Origin of the sequence: Paenibacillus sp. HW567 (genome assembly GCF_000374185.1) — a bacterium.
Taxonomy (GTDB): Bacteria; Bacillota; Bacilli; order Paenibacillales; family Paenibacillaceae; genus Paenibacillus_AQ.
The window spans coordinates 502,750-519,677 of record NZ_KB910518.1; the positions used below are offsets into that span (position 1 = coordinate 502,750).

Here is a 16,928-nt window from a genome sequence, read left to right on the forward strand (position 1 = left end):
TCCATGAGACTACAGGACAAAGTGATTGTAATAACCGGAGCTTCGAGCGGAATCGGTAAACTTACGGCGCAGATGCTCAGCAAACGTGGGGCGATCCCCATTCTGCTGGCCCGTTCCGAAAGCAAGCTCAAGGAAACGGCGGCCGGTATACCGGGCGTTTTTGGATTGTACACCTGTGATGTTACAAATGAGGCGGAAGTCGAGCGGACCTTTGCAGAAATCCTTGCTGTATATGGAAGAATTGATGTACTGCTCAATAATGCCGGATACGGCAAATTTGCTGCTTTTACCGAGATGGAGCCCCGGGAATTCGATGATATGATGGATGTTAACTATATGGGAATTGTCCGGTGCACGAAGATTGTAGTTCCGCATATGCTGGAACGGGGCAGCGGGCAGATTGTCAATGTGGCTTCCATCGCCGGCAAAATCGGCACAGCACGGTCCGTTGCCTATACCGCAACCAAACACGCTGTTCTGGGCTTCACGAATGCGCTCCGCCAGGAGCTGCGCAAGAGCGGGATTATCGTCTCGGCGGTGAATCCGGGACCGATTGCCACGGAGTTCTTCCAAACAGCCGACCCTTCAGGCAGCTATGAAAAAAGCGTCGCGCGGATTATGATGACACCGGAGCATGTGTCCATGAAGATCGTTAAGCTGATCGAGAAGGGTAAGGAGGAAATTGATCTTCCCGGCTTCGCAGCGGTCGGCATGCGGTTCTATGGTCTATTCCCCCGGCTTGCGGACAGGATTACCTATAATATGCTGAACCGGAAATAGACTTTTTCGAATGGATCAAGCGGCCTCCCATTTGGTGGAGAGGCCTTTTTGGCATATAATGAAATTATTATCTTAAACGAAAAGGATGAATACCTACTATGAATAAAGCTTCTTTTGCGGCCATCGGCATTCAGGAGGACCTCGCTAACCGATTGTCGGAATTCGGCATTCAGGCCCCCTCTCCCGTACAGGAGCAGACGATTCCGCTGCTGCTTGCGGGAAGAGACGTGATTGCCGCTTCCCAGACAGGAACCGGCAAAACGCTGGCATACCTGCTGCCGCTGCTTCAAGGAATCAACCCGGAGCAGAGAGTGGTGCAGAAGCTGGTGCTGGCACCTACCCAGGAGCTGGCGATGCAGATTCTCCGCGAGGCAGAGCGTTACGGTGCCCACCGCGGCATCAAGGTGATGGGACTTATCGGCGGCGCGGCGATTAAGCGCCAGATTGACAAGCTGCGCGAGCATCCGCAGCTTGTTGTCGGAACTCCCGGACGCATCCGGGAGCTAATCGGGCTGCGTAAGCTGAAGATGCATGAGGTCAGCACGATTGTCATTGACGAGGCTGACCAGATGTTCCAGCTCAGCGGCGCAGGGGAGGTAGCCAAGGTCGTCAGCAGCGCCCTGCGCACACGGCAGTTGGTCATGCTGTCAGCGACCATCGGGCCGGAGACGAAGGCGCTTGCGGCACGGGAGATGAAGAATCCCGCTGAAGTCGGCATCGAGCCGGGTGTAATGACGGCCCAGACCTTGGAGCACTATTATGTGGTGGCGGAGGAGCGGAACAAGGTGGATATGCTCCGCCGGGTCATCCGCCATTACAACCCTGAGCGGGCCATCGTATTTGTTAATGCGACTGAGGATATCGCCGAAGTGACGGCCAAGCTGAACTACCTGGGGCTTACGGCAGCGGCACTGTACGGCGACGCTGACAAGGTCACGCGCAGCAATGTGCTTGCCCGCTTCCGCGACGGCAAGTTCCGTGTGCTGGTAGCCAGCGATGTGGCGGCCCGGGGTCTCGACATTGAGAATCTGACGCTGGTCGTAAGCTACGATCCCGCGTTCGATTCCGAGCATTACGTGCACCGGGCCGGACGCACGGGCCGCATGGGACGGCGCGGCCTGTCCGTGACCATCGTCACGGAGCAGCAGACGTTCATCATGCGCAAATTTGCCAAGGAGCTGGATATCCAGCTCACGGAACGGGAAATGGTGGGCGGCAAGGTGCTGGCTGAGGGTGAAGCCCGAAGCAGCTCCGGTGCGGGCCGCCGGGACAGCAGCGGCCCGCACGCGGGCGGCTCTGCGCCACGCAGCGGCAAGCCGCAGGTGCGCACTTCGGCGGCGGCTGGCTCAGGCGCCGCCGGTACTACTGCGCCGCACCCGCAGGGAGCGGCTGCAGAAGAGCGGCGCGGGCAGCAGCAGCGCCGCAGTCCGGGTTCCGCCGCAGGGACACGCGGCGGAGCGGCTCCCGCAGGCAAGGGGCGCAGCAGTGCGGAGCGCGAGAAGAACCGCAAGAACAAGGGAGCGCCAAGATGGTTGAAAGACAAAACCACGAGAGGTGACGGTCAATGAATACTGCCCCCGTATTGGAAATTACGGGCTTAAGCGGAGGTTACAGCCTGAACAAGCCGGTGCTTCATGACATCGGCCTTCAGGTGAAGCCCGGAGAAATGGTTGGGCTGATCGGACTGAACGGAGCAGGCAAAAGCACGACAATGAAGCATATTCTGGGCCTGATGTCGCCGCATAAAGGCGAGATTGCCGTTCAGGGCAAGACGCGGAGCAGCGACCCGGAAGCATACCACAGCGCATTGTCATTTGTGCCGGAATCCCCGCTGCTTTACGAGGAAATGACGGTTCGCGAGCATGTGGAATTTACCGCCAGAGCTTACGGTGTGGAGCGCGGTGATTATGAATCCCGCAGCCGCGAGCTGGCCGCACTTTTTAATATGGAAGACAAGATGGATACGTTGTCCTCGCATTTATCCAAGGGCATGAAGCAGAAGGTCATGATCATGTGCGCCTTTGTAGCGCGACCGGCGCTGTATGTTATCGACGAGCCTTTTTTGGGGCTTGATCCGCTGGGGATTCGCTCTTTGCTCGATTTTATGCTGAATTTGAAGAAGTCCGGGGCTTCGATTCTGTTAAGCTCCCACATTCTCTCGACTATTGAGAATTATTGCGACCGGTTCATCGTGCTGCATCGCGGCAAGGTCATTGCGGAAGGCACGCTTGCTGAAATGACCGCAGCCGCCGGACTGCAGGGCCTGAATTTGGAGCAGTTGTTCTACGAGCTGGTTCAGGGAGGGAAATGATATGGATTTGAAGGAGCTGCGCCGGCAGCGGCGCAGCCGGTTCGCACGAAGCATGATTCCATATGTAGGGTATATCATTCAGAGTGGTGTAGCTATGCTGCTGTTGCTGGTGCTGATTCTCTTCTCAGCCTGGTATACTTCGCTGCTCCGTAATATCCCGGAAGGCGTTCCGATTCGCTGGATTATGCTTGCAGTGCTGCTTCCGGCAGCGGTACACAGCAGCTTCCGGACGTACCTGCAGAGCCCGGACACGATCTTTCTGCTGCCGCAGGGCCACCGGATGAAGGAATATTTTGCCCCGGCCTGGGTGTCCGGGAATGTGTGGAAGATTGCCCGTCTGGCTTTCGTATTGGTAACGCTCTGGCCTCTGTACATACGGACGGATAATTCTCATAAAATGCTGTTTGCAACACTCATCGTGCTGATTCTGGTGAAGCTGCTGGCAAGCTACGGCCTGTGGCGGGAGATTGCCATGCTGTCGCGTCCGGCTGCGTTCAGCTATGCTCTGCTGCGCTGGTCAGTGGCCGGCTTGATGATTGCCGCATGGCTGTGGCAGCCTTCTCTCCGGGCACTCCTCTTCATGGTGATTGTGGCGGCGGCCTATCTGGCAGCCCTGACTGTTCCCGGACGCCATTCTGTTCCCTGGGAGAGGCTTATAGCCATCGAGAAGAATCAGGGGGCGATAGCGCTGATGATTCTCGGCTGGTTCGTGGATGTGCCGGGCCGGGAACAGCGTGTCTATGTACGGCGCTACCTGTCCAAGTGGGGCAGCGGCCTCGCCTGGCGGCGGAATACCGCTTACCGCTATCTGCTGACCAAAAGCTTCGCCCGGGGAGATATCTTCGGTATTGTTAGCAGGATAGCGATTCTGGCGCTGCTCCTGGTCTGGTGGAACCGGGGCAGCTACATCGGCAGCGGCATTTATCTGTTCTTCCTTCTGATTATGGGCGTGCAGTTGTCTGCGCTGCGGAGGCTGCACAGCGAGTCCTTCTGGCTGACCGTCTACCCGCTGCCGGAGGGCAGCAAGGGAAGCAGCACCATCCAGTTCATCTTCCGCACCCAGCTTCTGCTGGCTGTGCTGACCGGTCTGCCTTTTCTGGCGACGGTCCCTGACCGGACTTTGCCTGTAATCGGAACCTTCCTGGCCGGAGGCCTTATGGCCTATCTGTTCCGGCGCTCTTCCATCCGCAAGGAAGCGCGTAAGGAAGAGGATATCTAACCAATAAACGCCTTGATGGAGCAAGCGCTCCTGTCAAGGCGTTTTTTTTACCGCTTGGAATCAGCTTTGTTTGGTCTGCTAAGGCATACGTGGCTGCATATATGGTCGTGTCATAGCTTCAGCTTAGAGCAGGGAATGATAAAAAACGCGGGTAAGGTGGGAGAGAGCCGGGGCCCCCTCCCGGGATGATCATTCCCGGTTAGACAAAGAGTGAACGGCTGATGATAACCAGCAGGATAAAGAGAACCAGAATTGCACCTGTGCTTGTAAACATTTGGTGTCCATATCCGCCTCTAACTTCTTCGCTCATGTTCATTCCCCTTTCGCGTCTGAATTATTGTACTTGAGTACACCGTATTGTATGTGCGGCGGGAAGAACTTGTATAGGCCAATGCCATAATAGGCGGCAAAAAAACAACCCCGGCTGGGCCGGGGTTGACTCATCTATTGATAGGCCGATAAAATCAGGCTTTTTCCAAATCACGGATACCCGCGTAGACCAGGTCGAACAGATCCTCAAGCTGCTCTTCCTCAATACATGAGAAAGCAATGCGCAGATCGGTCTCGCCCAGGGAAATGGTGCCCAGGCCATAGTTATGGATCAGATGAACCCGCAGGTCTTCAGCAGAAACGGTATGCAGCTTCAGGCACATGAAGTAACCGGAGTTGAACGGGTAATAGGTCCATACGTCATTGCCGTATTTACCACTGTCCAGCAGTGCCTTCACTTTGTTGGCACGGCCCTTCATGATCTGGAACTTCTCTTCCTTCTGGGCGGGGAATTCCGGCGACTTGAGCGCGTCCAGCACAAAGGTCTGCGACGGATGCGACCCGCTGGAGATCGTGGCCCGGATAATGCCCATTGTCTTTTGCTCCAGAGCGGCCAGCAGCTCCCTGCTCTCGGAAGCGTAGGTGATGAAGCCGACACGGAAGCCCCAGACGAACTCCTCTTTGGTCGCTCCGTCCACCTTCACGGCGAGTACGCGCGGATGCAGATTGGCCAGACGGCCGAACAGTGATTCCTTAAGCGATTCCTCGAAAAAGAGCCCAAAATACGCATCGTCGCTGACCACCACGACATTGATGCCTTCCTCGGCGGCGCGCAGAATAGCGGCTACGATGGCTTCACCTTCCTCAAGACCCGGCGTGTAGCCTGTAGGGTTGTTCGGGAAGTTGAGCAGTACAATCGCTTTGCCGCGGTCCTTCTGGGCCAGCAGAGCGGTCAGCAGCCCTTCGCTGTTAAAGCGCATGTCTTCAGTAAACAGCGGAAAGTTAACGATGCTGCTAAGACGGCGGATGCCGAAGGTCAGCTCGTAGTTCTCCCAGTTTTTGTCCGGATAGATGATGGTGTCCCCTGGGTTTGCGAACAGGTCGGCAACGATGCTGATTCCATGGGTCAAGGCGTTGGTAGCGATAGGGTTGCCGAAGGACTTGCCTTCAAGCGACGGATTCTCGCGCAGCATCTTTTCCCGCCATACGGTGCGCAGCTCCGGTTTGCCCGCTGGCGGAGCATAGCCGTACAAATCCTTGGGACTGTAGGCGGAGAGCTTATCCTGAATAACACCAAGGTGCATAGGCATGCCTTTTTCAGTGGCAATCCCGATGGTTGCATTATATTTTTTGGCGTGAGCGGTTGCTTCAGCGGATTGGCTCAGAATACCCTCTTTGGGAAAATAGATCGCCTTGCCAAGATCGGAGAGCATCTCGTACACATGTTCATTGCCTGATTTGATGCTGTCATTCAATTGTCCAGCCAGTGGATTCATCAGTTTCATCCTTCCGGTATTCATCTGGGATATACGTTAACATTGCCTAACATTATATCACCGTGATTCCCAGCCGTCACTGGCGAAAGACGTATTTTTAAAATACTTTTAGATTATTAGCGGAGGGTTCTCCCAGACCTGCACTTCAATGTAGCGCTCCGGGCCTTGATCGCCCTTCGGGTTCCATTCCTGCGGCCAGCCGAATTGCGAAATGACCTCCCGAATCTCCTCCAGCGTATACACCTGCCCCCGGTAAGGCTTGCCGTCCATAACCCTCATGGCCGGGAATAAATCGCCATACGTAAAGCTGATGCATTCCGGGGAAAAGCTTGCAGCCGGAATCCGCAGTTCAGCGCCGCGGGGATACCATTCCAGCAGCCACGGACAGCTTCCGAGGGTCATATAATGGGGGTGCTGGCGAACCGGACGGCCTCCTTTGGAGATAAAAGCATTCCGGGCTTTCTGCTCCAGTCCGCGGCGAATGCCAAGATAATCCGCTGAACGCTTGCTGGCAAATCCCTTGCCAATCTGGCGTATTCCCTCAAGAACACCCTCCGCTTCCTCTGGTGCTAGATCGGATAAATTTTGAAAAGGCCCGGTGGATTCATCATAGTAGTGGTATAAATATTCCAACGCACATCCCGCCGATCTATAGCTTTTATAGGCTATATTGTAGCACTGCTATGAGAATTGTGTCCTATTCAGCTTCAATTGTTAGTTGTTGTGGTATGGGCAGTATTTTTCCATCATCGCTATGGTTTCGGCGTCGCGCGGCCCGTTTCTGTCTGTAAGGCCCCCAGTCACTGAGGCCCGTGCCTCTTCCTTCAGATTTTGGCCGAATTTGAATTTGGCCGTCAGCTCCCGGGGAACGATGCGCACAACTGCGACACCTTTGAGCCGTGAACGGTATCTGGGGTCTTCGGCATCAATAGGCGCATAACCGCCTTCCGGCTGGAGCTTTTGCATAAAAAGTGTAAGTACGGCTGCCTTCTCGGCAACGTCCTCTACCGGCTCGGCCTGTCCATAGGCGGTTACGCTTTTAAAAAAAGCGGTGGCGGGGCAAGCAAGCTCGGGATCACTGAAATATGAGGGAATCAGCGCATATTCGTCGGCAACGGTGAAGCAGACCTGCGGATTCTGGAGGATGCTCGTCATTTTGCCTCCGGCATGGCTGCCGTGGAAGTAGAAGTTGCCTTCACTATACACAAAATTCACCGGTGTAACTCTCGGCTGTCCCTCTCCGTCGCTGGTGCCGAGAAAACCAAAGCTCATCCCGTTCAGAAATTCGGTGAGTTCTTCTTCCTGCTCTACTTGGAATTCTGTTCTGCGCATTGTTGCACTTCCTCTTCTGAATTAGTGGCGGAGCGTCATGCTCCAGGGTCAAGCGGTTTAATTAGCATAGAGCAAGAATTGACAATAAAAAAGGACCGATTTACATTAATTTTAATAGTCCACTTTGGAGCATGGAGGATGGGAAAATGAATTTCACACTGCCTTATGACCAATATTTGGCTATTCATCGCTATAAGTATTTGGCCCTGTACCACGCGCTCCGCGCGGCGATTCTCGACGGCACGCTGCCGGGAGGGACCAGGCTGCCGTCAACCCGGAAGCTGGCGGAGCTGTACCAGTTGTCGCGCGGCTCGGCGGCGCAGGTCTATGATATGCTGCTGGCCGACGGCTATATCAAGGCAGAGACGGGCCGGGGCACTTTTGTCGCGGATGGCGGCTTCGCCGCCCTTCCTGCGGGGAGGGCTGAAGGTGATGCTGCTGATGCAAGCGCAGCCGCTGATATGCAGGCCGTAGCTGCTGTCCCTGTGCCGCACGGAGGACAAGTTGCCCCTGCTCATGGAAGGAACGGGGCTGTGGCGGGGAATGCGGCAGGCAGCCGGCCAGCAGCACCGGCAGCGATTCCGCTCTCCAGTTGGGGAGAGCGGCTCATGCAGCATCACGGATCTATCTACGAGCAGAGGGGGGAGGAGATTGTCAGCTTCTGCAGCCAGGGGATGCCGATCAAGCATTTCCCTTACGCTGAATGGCGGAGTGCGCTGAATTATGCCGGAGGCAAAAACGGCGGACGGCTGGAAGGCTATTGCCCGCCCCAAGGTGAGGAAAACCTGCGCCGGGCTATTGCTTCTCATCTGCGGGTGACGCGTGGAATCCGGGCGGAGGCGGAGCATCTCGTGCTGTTCAGCGGCTCTATGCAGGGCATTGTCATTCTGACGCAGCTTCTGCTTGCGCCCGGCAGCCCCGCCGTTGTGGAGGACCCCGGATTTCACGGTGTCCGTAAGGCGGTGGAGATTTGCGGCGGGAGGCCGCTGCCTGGAAAGGTGGATGGAAGCGGACTTGTGCCGCAGGAGTGGGCAGCCAAGCTGCTGTTTGTTACGCCAAGCCGTCAATTCCCAACCGGTGCGGTGCTGCCGCTTGACCGGAGGCGGCATCTGCTGGAATGGGCGCGGCGGCAGGCGGCGGTAATTGTGGAGGATGATTACGACAGCGAGTTCCGCTGGGGCGGCCGGCCCATAGAACCGCTGAAAGCGCTCGACCGTGAGGAGCGGGTCGTGTATGTCGGCTCCTTCACGAACAGCATGTTCTCCGGGCTGCGGCTGGGCTATGCGCTGCTTCCTCCCTCGCTGGTTCAGCCGGTGACCGCTGCCAAGGCGCTGTATGAGCCGCTTCCGGGAGGGCGGCTGGAGCAGCGGGCGTTGGCCCGCTTCATGCAGACCGGCGCCTACAGCCGCCATCTGCGGCGGATGACACGACTCTACGGCGAGCGTGCCCGCCTGTTCCGCTCGCTGATCGCGGAGCGGCTGGGGATGCTGTTTGAGCCGCTGCCCGGGGATGCGGGCTTGCATATCTACGCGCGCTGGCTGCGCAGCGCAGCGGAATTCGCCGCCTTCCGTGCGGCGGCGGTCCGGCGCGGCACGGACTTCCGGGACGCGGCGCTGTACAGGGCCACGCCGGGCGAGCCGGCGGCCTGCTTTTCCTTTTCCCATTTGGAGGCTGCCGGGCTGGAGGAAGGGGTTAACCGCCTGCTTCTGGCCTGGGACGATGTGCAAAATGGAGCGGGACAAGGTATTATGAGAAATAAGGGATGACTTGGGAATGTACGCTGAATGAATGCTGAAACTGAATTCTGTTGTATTTGCTACAGCCAAATTGCCTGATTGTGCTCTGAAAATGAATTCTGCTGCGCTCTGTGCAACAGATTTGTGCTTGTCTGCAGAAAATCGGCGGATTTGAGCTTCGGGATTGCACAAAGTACAACAGAATTGAAAATTCTACGCTCATCCCGCTATTCTATTGCAGAAAGTGCAGCAGAAGCTTGCGGGAGGATGGTCTGCGAATAGATACGCAGAGAGTACTGCTGCTAAGCGGACCCGGAGAAGTCAAGTTTCCGCAAAACTTAAGAATATGCTTCTGAAACGAGTTTTGTACGAAGCAAGTTCATGGAAGCGTCTGCTAACAAAACTTAAGCGGATGCTTCCGAAGCGAGTTTTGCTGCAAAGTAATATCGAAGAAGCCAAATTTCCGCAAAACTTAGGCGTATGCTTTCGAAGCGAGTTTTGTACGAAGATAATTCATTGCAGTAACGCTAACAAAACTTTGAGGAGGGAACATTATGCTGCATGCATCGCCGACCTCTTTTGTCATCCTGCCGGCCTTGGCGAAAATCGTCTGCGAACCGGGCTGGAAGTGGCAAAAAAGAGAGAAGCCGCTGCAAAATTACGATTTATTTTATGTCTGGAGCGGAGAAGGCACGGTTGTGCAGAATGGTGTGCCGTTTCAGGTGGGTAAAGGAAGCTGCTTTCTGTTCCGGCCGGGCGATCATACAAGCGCTTCTCATAATCCGCAAAAACCGCTTGTGCTTACATATATTCATTTTGATATTACCGAAGAGGTGCGGGAGGTTCCAGACTCTTATCGCGAGCTGACGGAAACGGTGGAATTTGAGCATCTGCTTGCCAGATATGTCCGCCTGTTCCTGGTGAAGACCTTCGCCGCCGAGGTGGAAGGGCAGCTTATTCTGAAGCAACTGATGATCCATCTGCTGCGGGAGGATCAGGTGATGCCTGTGGAGCGGCATATCAGCAACCAGTTGGCAGAGGTTATCCACGAGGTAGCCAATTATGTAAGCCAGCATCCGGGGGCCTCACACCGGGTAGAGGATTTGGCGGCCCGGGCGGGGCTGTCACCGCGGTATTTTTCAATCAAGTTCAAGGAGATTACCGGCTCTTCCGTCCAGTCCTACGTCATCCGCGCCCGAATCGAGCGGGCCCAGCATTTGCTGCTGTATGCCGGAATGAATGTAACTGAGGTGGCGGATGCGCTGGGGTACCGCGATATTTTCTTTTTCAGCCGCCAATTCAAGCAGCACACTGGAAAAAGCCCGTCGGAAATTCGCTGATTTCAGATAGAAATCATATAAGCCGCAAGCGGCAGTCACGATCCAACTATAGGTAGGAGGAGAAATTATGTACGAAATCGTATTGATACGTCATGGAGAAAGCGAGTATAACCGCCAGAATCTGTTCACCGGCTGGAGCGACCCCGATTTGACGGAAAAAGGTGTGGAGGAGGCCAAAGCGGCGGGCAAGCTGCTGAAGGAGGCGGGCTATACGTTCGATCTTGCCTTTGCCTCCGTGCTGAAGCGTTCGATCAAGACGCTGAACTATGTGCTGGATGAGATGGACCTGCTATGGATTCCTGTACAGAAATCGTGGAAGCTGAACGAGCGGCATTACGGTGCGCTGCAGGGGCTGAGCAAGAGTGAAACTGCGGTAAAATACGGCGAAGAGCAGCTCCACATCTGGCGGCGCAGCCTGTCTGTCCGTCCGCCTTTGCTGGAGCCGGATGATCCCCGTTATGCACGGAACGATATCCGCTACAAGGAGGTCCGCTCCGGCGAAATTCCGCGCGGCGAGAGCCTTGAGGATACGGTGCACCGTGTCGGTGATTTCTGGGGCAACCGCATTGTGCCGCTGATCCGCAAGAAGGAGCGGGTGCTGATCTCGGCGCATGGCAATACGCTGCGGGCGCTGATCAAATTCATGGAGGATCTCGATGAGCCGACGCTGCTGGATCTAAACATCCCGACTGGGGTTCCTCTAGTCTACAAGCTGGACGATGATGTCAAGCCGATTAACCGCTTCTATCTCGGAGAGCCGGAAGAGGTTCAGGCCAAAGCCCGTGAGGTGGCGAATCAGAGCAAGGTGACGGAGTAGTATGCCTGATATAGTAACCGTAGGTGTAATAATGTCTGGATGGTTATTCCAGAAAACATCAAGGTGCTTGAGCATTTCGGCGTTCACCTTACAGTTGCTGATCCGGAATACATGCTTTCGATATTGGAATTGTATGGGGAGTTGCTCTATGGCTAGAATAAAGGTATACCTCAGCGCTGTAGGTAGTCAAGAAACATAAAGGATAACGTGAAATAGATCACAAATGGATTTAACATGTACTGGATAAAGGTTTTGATACTTTCTGTATTTGGTTTATTTTTTGGTTTGACAACAGCAAGACAACTTGTGACCGGATGAAGCAGCGGTACGATACTAAGCTGCGGGTAATCAAAGTGGCGTGCGACCTGATTCATCAGCAGAGTTACACCAAGGCCCTCGGCAACGAGTCCCAAAATCGTCTCAACCCGGCTGTTAGTGAAAAGGACATCAGGCGTAAAGCCAGACTTGCGGCATTCCTCTATACAGGTGGTGAAAATGCCGGAAGTAGAGTTAAGAAGAATGAATTTCTCGTATTGGGTTTGCGCCAGATCGACAGCTTCCAGATTGGCCAGAGGATGAACGTTAGAAACAACAAGCACCAGGAAATCGTTTGCAAGAGGATAGACATCGGCGAACCCGTCGGGAATATAATTGGTACGCAAGAAGGCCACATCTACCTCACCATTGCGGAGCATAGAGATAATGATGTCATTTTCCTTCTCTACCAGATTTAATTTAATTTTCGGGTATTTACATGCAAAACTGGCAAATTTGGAGGTCACCCCATATTGGGACATGACAGGTATGGTGGCAATTGATAAATGTCCCTTTTCCAACTGCTCGTGTTTCTTCATATTGGCCATCATTTCAGTGTAATTTGCAATTAGCTTGTCCGCATATACGGAGAATTCTTCTCCGGCAGCCGTAAGACTGATTGTCCTCGTTTTCCGGTTGAACAGAAGGGTGTTCAGTTCACCTTCCAGCGATTTAATCTGTTTGGACAACGCGGACTGGGTAATCGACAACTCATCTGCCGCGTTAGAAAAGCTCAAATACTTTCGAATGGTTAAGAAATAATGCAGTTGTAAAATGTTCATAGTTGTCATCCTGACTTTAGATAGTAGGCTTATTTTATCAGATGAAAACAAAAAAAGGGGAAGAAAATGAGTGAAAACAGTGTGAAAAAATTATTTTCAATATTTCTGATGTTGGTTATGGTCTTACAACTCGCAGGCTGTTCAGGCACAACCAAGGAGAAGGCGAACGAGAAGGCAAGCGGGAATGCCCAAGCTATTACCTATAAAGCAGGAACATATACAGGAACTGCCGAAGGAAAAAACGGTGACGTTCAGGTTGAAGTGACTTTCTCAGAACATAGTATTGATAATGTAAAGGTTGTAAATTTTAATGAAACAAAGGGAGTTAGCGATGCGTCTGTAAAACAGATTCCGGCAGCTATCGTTACTAATCAGTCTTTGAAGATAGATGCAGTTTCCGGGGCTAGTATCACAAGTAAAGCCATTCTGGAGGCAGTGACCGATTGTGTAAAGCAAGCAGGTGTAGATCCGCTGCTTCTGAATAAGGAAGTGAAAAAGGAAGTATCTACAGAGGTTGAAGATCTAACTGCAGATCTGGTTGTCATCGGCGGCGGGGCGGCCGGTATGGCTGCTTCCCTGCGTGCAGATGAGCTTGGAATTAAGACGATTTTGCTGGAGAAGATGACTTATATCGGCGGGGCAATCTCAATCAGCGGGGGAAATCAGGTTGTAGGTCTCTCTAAGCTTCAGAAGGAAGCCGGGGTTACCGATGATAGCGCTGAAAGCATTGAGAAGGATTTCCTGGTCAATGGGGGCAATAAAAACGTTAAGGAGCTTCTGGGACTGTTCGCAGAGAATGTTGGAGCAACTACCGATTGGCTTAATCAATATGTAGGAATCCAATATGATATGGCAGGCGGTCTTCACAAATTAGCAGAGTATAGCCATAACCGTGAGCTTGCTTATGATGGAGGAGGCCAAGGCTTTGCCAAGCAGGCCCGCCAGAAGGTGGAAGAGTCCGGTATTGACCTGCATATGGAGACCCGGGCGGAGAAGCTGATTACAGATGACAAGGGTGCTGTTACTGGTGTTGTTGCGAAGGATAGCACAGGCAAGACATACAATATTAAGACCAAAGCTGTAATCATGGCTACCGGCGGCTACGGCAACAACAAGGATTTGCTGTCTGATGACCTGAAGGCTGCTCTGTATTATGGACCAACGTCTTCAACGGGCGATGGTATCGTTATGGCAACTTCGAAAGGGATTGATGCAGCAACCCGTCTGATGGAATATGGAAAACGGTATCCGAATGGTGTGGAAGTATCTGAAGGTATTGCCAAATCAACAATTGCAGGAAATATCGTTGCCTTCAAAAAGAGCGCGATTCTTGTGAATACAGCCGGGAAGCGGGTTGTTAATGAAAAATCCAGCAACCGGAACATCCTTGAAGTAGAATTGGACCAGCAGAAAAAGATGCTGTACCTGCTGATGGACCAGGCAACCTTTGAGGTCTTCAAGCCGGCTGTGGCTGAAGCCGGAATTTCGGCGGGAGATATGGAAAGCTGGCTTAAGAACAACGGTTCAACCACACCGTATTTCTTCCATGCAGACACAGTGGAGGCGCTTGCTACTGTAGCCGGAATGGACCCAGCAACACTGAAGAATACAGTTAACAGTTACAATGGTTTCGTTAAGGCGGGGAAAGATACCGAATTCGGTCGTTCTGCGGAGTTCATGACAGAGGCAATCGGTGCAGGTCCGTATTATCTGGTGGAACAGAAGCCAAGGTTTGCTACAACAATGGGCGGCCTGGTGGTGAATAAGCAGTTTCAAGTCCTGGATACAAGCAGCAAGGTGATCTCTGGTCTGTATGCAGCAGGTGAAGTGGTTGGCGGGGTAATGGGAGATGACTCTCCGTCTGGAGCTAACAATGCCTGGGCACTGACTTCAGGGAAACTGTCTGCAGATGAAGTAGCCACTAAGCTGAAATAAGTATAGATGCTTAAGCATTAACAGTAGCACACGTCCTTGAGTGGACGTGTGTTTTTTTGAAATATAAGACCTCCACCCGCTGCTCGGCATCACTGAGGATTGAAAATAATGTTAATACTGATTAAGAGCAACTTTAATTTCAGGGCAGAATTTATATGTTCCACGCTATAAATTACCCTTCTATTTCTCGCTGAAAGGGATACCGTCCTCTTAAGGACGGCATAGCCGTTTCCACTTGTTTCTAAGATAGAAATGGAAAGAGGCGAAGGGTATATTTTCCGCTAAATATACTGCTTTCAAGAGAATTTTCTGAAATCGGAGCGGGTACGCAATACATTTGTGCGGTAAACGTAAAAAAACAAAGCCTCGTCCAAGGCTCGCTTGCGTACCTTTGGATGGGGCTTTGTTTGTTGAGTCATCTCTTCTTTGCCTATCAAGGTCAAGCCTTTAAGTAGGACGCCGCAATGTGCCCAGCAGCTCGCCCATCTTCACCTTGGTCTCGCTTGCGAGTCCGGGGCGCGGCGTAAAGCTGCCGTTCTCCAGGAGCAGCACCACGGTTGAGCCAAATTCGAAATAGGCCAGATCGTCGCCGATCTGCCAATGGTCAGCCTCTTCATTGGAATAGCGGATGCTGCTGACGTTCATTGCCCCAACCTTCACCACAGCGGCTTCCCCGCCTGCTCCGGCGATATAAGTAATGAGCCTTTCGTTGCGGCTCAGCACACCCTTCATATGTCTCATGCCAAACTCATTGACAGGGTAGGCCCGTCCGCGGATATGCTCACTCTCCACCTTGCGTCCGCTAATCGGCGAGTGAATTCGGTGATAATCGGTAGGGCTCAGATACAATACGAAGTAAAATCCTTTTTTGTACAGCTCCAGATGCGGAGAGTGGTTCAGCAGCTCTTCCAGCTCATAATCCTGTCCTTTAACATTCATAATCGTTCCGGAATGAATCTCGCCCATGGCTGTAATCAGGGCATCCACCGGGCTGGCTACAGCGTTCTCGCTGCCGGTGACAGGCCGCATGCCGGATTTCAGGCGGCGGCTGAAAAATTCATTCAGCGTCCGGTACTCCCCGGAATGCTTCTCCGCTTCGGCTGCGGGAATATGATAAGTCCGAATAAATGCCGGGATTAAAAAACGGCTGAGTCTGCTGTGGGAAAAAGTCCCCATTAACCGGGAAAGCCATCTGTGTGAGGACAGCTCGGTCATCAGCCGCAGCAATTGTTTTACCATGCCCATCTCCCTTCCATCTTGCAGCGGTACGGACCCGGGTGCCGGGACCGTTTCCGCTCTGCATTATATTGACATAGAATAGAAGACAAATCAATAACTGTTATACCGCGAAGGATTGTCAAGCAGGAAACGCGCATACTCCATTGGCTTCCGGTAGCTGTCTTTCCAGGCTGCGTTCAGCCCGGCTCTGCGGAAGCCATAGCGCTGGTCGCGTCCGTTGCATTCAATGAAATAGATCCGGCCATTTGCGGTGATTCCGATATCCAGGCCGATGTCGGCAAGTCCGGGCAGGCTGTGCTCCAGCTCTCGGGCGATGCTGAGGCTGATCGTCTGGACGGACATGCGGATTCCTGCAGCCACCTCGCTGGAGAATACCTGCTCCAGCGCTTGCGATGCATTCAGCGCTTCCCCGCCCCGGGCGATGTTGGACACGAAGCCGCCGGGACCGGCCCGTTTGGCGAACAGTCCGGTTACCTGCCAATCTCCGCCCCAGCCGCGCTGGACGGTAACCCGGAGATCAAAAGGCCGCCGGTCAATCTCCACAAGCGGGATGCGCTCCTGCACAAGATACGGCATCGCGGCAAATCGTGCCCGCAGCGCCCTTGGCAGAGCCTCCGGGTTCACATCTGCACTGGCCCAGCGGCTTGAGCCGTCCGGCAGATAGCTCAAGATCCAGCGGCTTGTGCTGCTCCTGGACAGGCGCATGATGCCTTTGCCGATACTCCCGCGGCTTGGCTTGAGGATGAGATCCGGATAGCTGCCCATCATTTCCTTGAGTCCGGAAAATCCGGCTGAAGTATCCGGCAGCAGGCCGCGGAGCATGGCATTTTGCTCAAGCAGTCCATGAATTTGATCTTTGCCGTAGCGGTTGCATGTATTGTACACCAGGACACCGCTGCGAAGCAGCCTGTCAACTCCCCGGTAGCCTGGATCGTAGATGGCCCGGTTGTGAATCACGTCCGGCGTTGGAATGACAGTTCTCCGGTAGCCCTGAGGACCCTTAATATAGGCGATGCTGAAGCCGGATTCCGTATCTATGTCGGGCAGCTTCAGAAAGCAAGGGATCAATCCGTATGCGGCGGCGGCTTCCTCGTAGCTCTCCAGCGACTCCTGTCCCGTTTTTAACCGGGGAACGCCCCGGTGCATAGCGGCATTTAGCAGTATTCCAACGAGCTTTTGCCCCATATTTGTTCCTCCTGTTATCTTCTGTGTTTTCGGCTATCCCCTTTCCTCCTGTCATTGTATGTGGTTACCCGCCCTTTAGGATGGACGAATGCGCGGCGGCGGAAGCCCTTTTTTCAAAATATAGAATTTATATGGCTTACGCTAAACTTATCCTTCTATTGCCCGCTGAAC

The 16,928-nt window shown here is 53.6% G+C and carries 15 protein-coding genes; 8 read left to right on the forward strand and 7 right to left on the reverse strand.

Going from position 1 to position 16,928, the window contains the following annotated elements:
• Positions 1-3: 3 nt before the first annotated feature.
• From B212_RS0102480 to B212_RS0102495, 4 genes are all read left to right on the forward strand, one after another.
• Positions 4-780, forward strand: a complete 777-nt coding sequence (locus B212_RS0102480; protein WP_019908739.1) for an SDR family NAD(P)-dependent oxidoreductase — start codon at positions 4-6, stop codon at positions 778-780.
• Between the two features lie 98 nt (positions 781-878).
• Positions 879-2,348, forward strand: a complete 1,470-nt coding sequence (locus B212_RS0102485; protein WP_019908740.1) for a DEAD/DEAH box helicase — start codon at positions 879-881, stop codon at positions 2,346-2,348.
• Positions 2,345-3,091 carry an ABC transporter ATP-binding protein gene (locus tag B212_RS0102490; protein WP_019908742.1) on the forward strand — a complete coding sequence of 249 codons (747 nt, stop codon included), beginning with the start codon at positions 2,345-2,347 and terminating at the stop codon, positions 3,089-3,091. The genes B212_RS0102485 and B212_RS0102490 overlap by 4 nt, the downstream gene beginning before the upstream one ends.
• Before the next feature lies 1 nt (position 3,092).
• Positions 3,093-4,310 (forward strand): ABC transporter permease, encoded by a 1,218-nt coding sequence (locus B212_RS0102495; protein ID WP_019908743.1) that lies wholly within the window; start codon positions 3,093-3,095, stop codon positions 4,308-4,310.
• 199 nt (positions 4,311-4,509) lie between these two features.
• On the opposite strand, the gene B212_RS35190 is transcribed toward B212_RS0102495, so the two are convergent.
• The 4 genes from B212_RS35190 to B212_RS0102515 all read right to left on the reverse strand — a co-directional run bounded on the left by B212_RS35190 (position 4,510) and on the right by B212_RS0102515 (position 7,408).
• Complete coding sequence (locus B212_RS35190) at positions 4,510-4,620, reverse strand: hypothetical protein (protein WP_019908744.1); 111 nt, start codon at positions 4,618-4,620, stop codon at positions 4,510-4,512.
• A gap of 154 nt (positions 4,621-4,774) precedes the next feature.
• Complete coding sequence (locus tag B212_RS0102505) at positions 4,775-6,076, reverse strand: aminotransferase class I/II-fold pyridoxal phosphate-dependent enzyme (RefSeq protein ID WP_019908745.1); 1,302 nt, start codon at positions 6,074-6,076, stop codon at positions 4,775-4,777.
• Positions 6,077-6,184: 108 nt separating this feature from the next.
• Positions 6,185-6,709 carry a hypothetical protein gene (locus B212_RS0102510; RefSeq protein ID WP_019908746.1) on the reverse strand — a complete coding sequence of 175 codons (525 nt, stop codon included), beginning with the start codon at positions 6,707-6,709 and terminating at the stop codon, positions 6,185-6,187.
• An 81-nt stretch (positions 6,710-6,790) separates the two neighbouring features.
• On the reverse strand, positions 6,791-7,408 hold the full coding sequence (locus B212_RS0102515) for a pyridoxamine 5'-phosphate oxidase family protein (protein ID WP_019908747.1): 618 nt from the start codon (positions 7,406-7,408) through the stop codon (positions 6,791-6,793).
• 146 nt (positions 7,409-7,554) lie between these two features.
• Here B212_RS0102515 and B212_RS30585 point away from each other — a divergent pair, with 146 nt between their 5' ends.
• From B212_RS30585 to gpmA, 3 genes are all read left to right on the forward strand, one after another.
• Positions 7,555-9,174, forward strand: a complete 1,620-nt coding sequence (locus B212_RS30585) for an aminotransferase-like domain-containing protein (protein ID WP_019908750.1) — start codon at positions 7,555-7,557, stop codon at positions 9,172-9,174.
• Positions 9,175-9,698: 524 nt separating this feature from the next.
• Positions 9,699-10,484 (forward strand): helix-turn-helix domain-containing protein, encoded by a 786-nt coding sequence (locus tag B212_RS0102525; protein WP_019908751.1) that lies wholly within the window; start codon positions 9,699-9,701, stop codon positions 10,482-10,484.
• Between the two features lie 67 nt (positions 10,485-10,551).
• Positions 10,552-11,301 carry a 2,3-diphosphoglycerate-dependent phosphoglycerate mutase gene (gene gpmA, locus B212_RS0102530; protein ID WP_019908752.1) on the forward strand — a complete coding sequence of 250 codons (750 nt, stop codon included), beginning with the start codon at positions 10,552-10,554 and terminating at the stop codon, positions 11,299-11,301.
• A 170-nt stretch (positions 11,302-11,471) separates the two neighbouring features.
• Here gpmA and B212_RS30590 read toward each other — a convergent pair whose 3' ends face one another.
• A complete protein-coding gene (locus B212_RS30590) occupies positions 11,472-12,398 on the reverse strand; it encodes a LysR family transcriptional regulator (RefSeq protein WP_019908754.1) in 927 nt (308 codons plus the stop codon).
• Positions 12,399-12,464: 66 nt separating this feature from the next.
• On the opposite strand from B212_RS30590, the gene B212_RS0102545 reads away from it, so the two are divergent.
• The gene (locus B212_RS0102545) at positions 12,465-14,333 is read left to right on the forward strand and encodes an FAD-dependent oxidoreductase (RefSeq protein WP_019908755.1); all 1,869 of its coding nucleotides are present in this window, start codon (positions 12,465-12,467) and stop codon (positions 14,331-14,333) included.
• Between the two features lie 447 nt (positions 14,334-14,780).
• On the opposite strand, the gene asd is transcribed toward B212_RS0102545, so the two are convergent.
• Complete coding sequence (asd, locus tag B212_RS0102550) at positions 14,781-15,572, reverse strand: archaetidylserine decarboxylase (RefSeq protein ID WP_019908756.1); 792 nt, start codon at positions 15,570-15,572, stop codon at positions 14,781-14,783.
• A 90-nt stretch (positions 15,573-15,662) separates the two neighbouring features.
• Positions 15,663-16,757 (reverse strand): YheC/YheD family endospore coat-associated protein, encoded by a 1,095-nt coding sequence (locus tag B212_RS0102555; RefSeq protein ID WP_019908757.1) that lies wholly within the window; start codon positions 16,755-16,757, stop codon positions 15,663-15,665.
• Between the last annotated feature and the right edge of the window lie 171 nt (positions 16,758-16,928).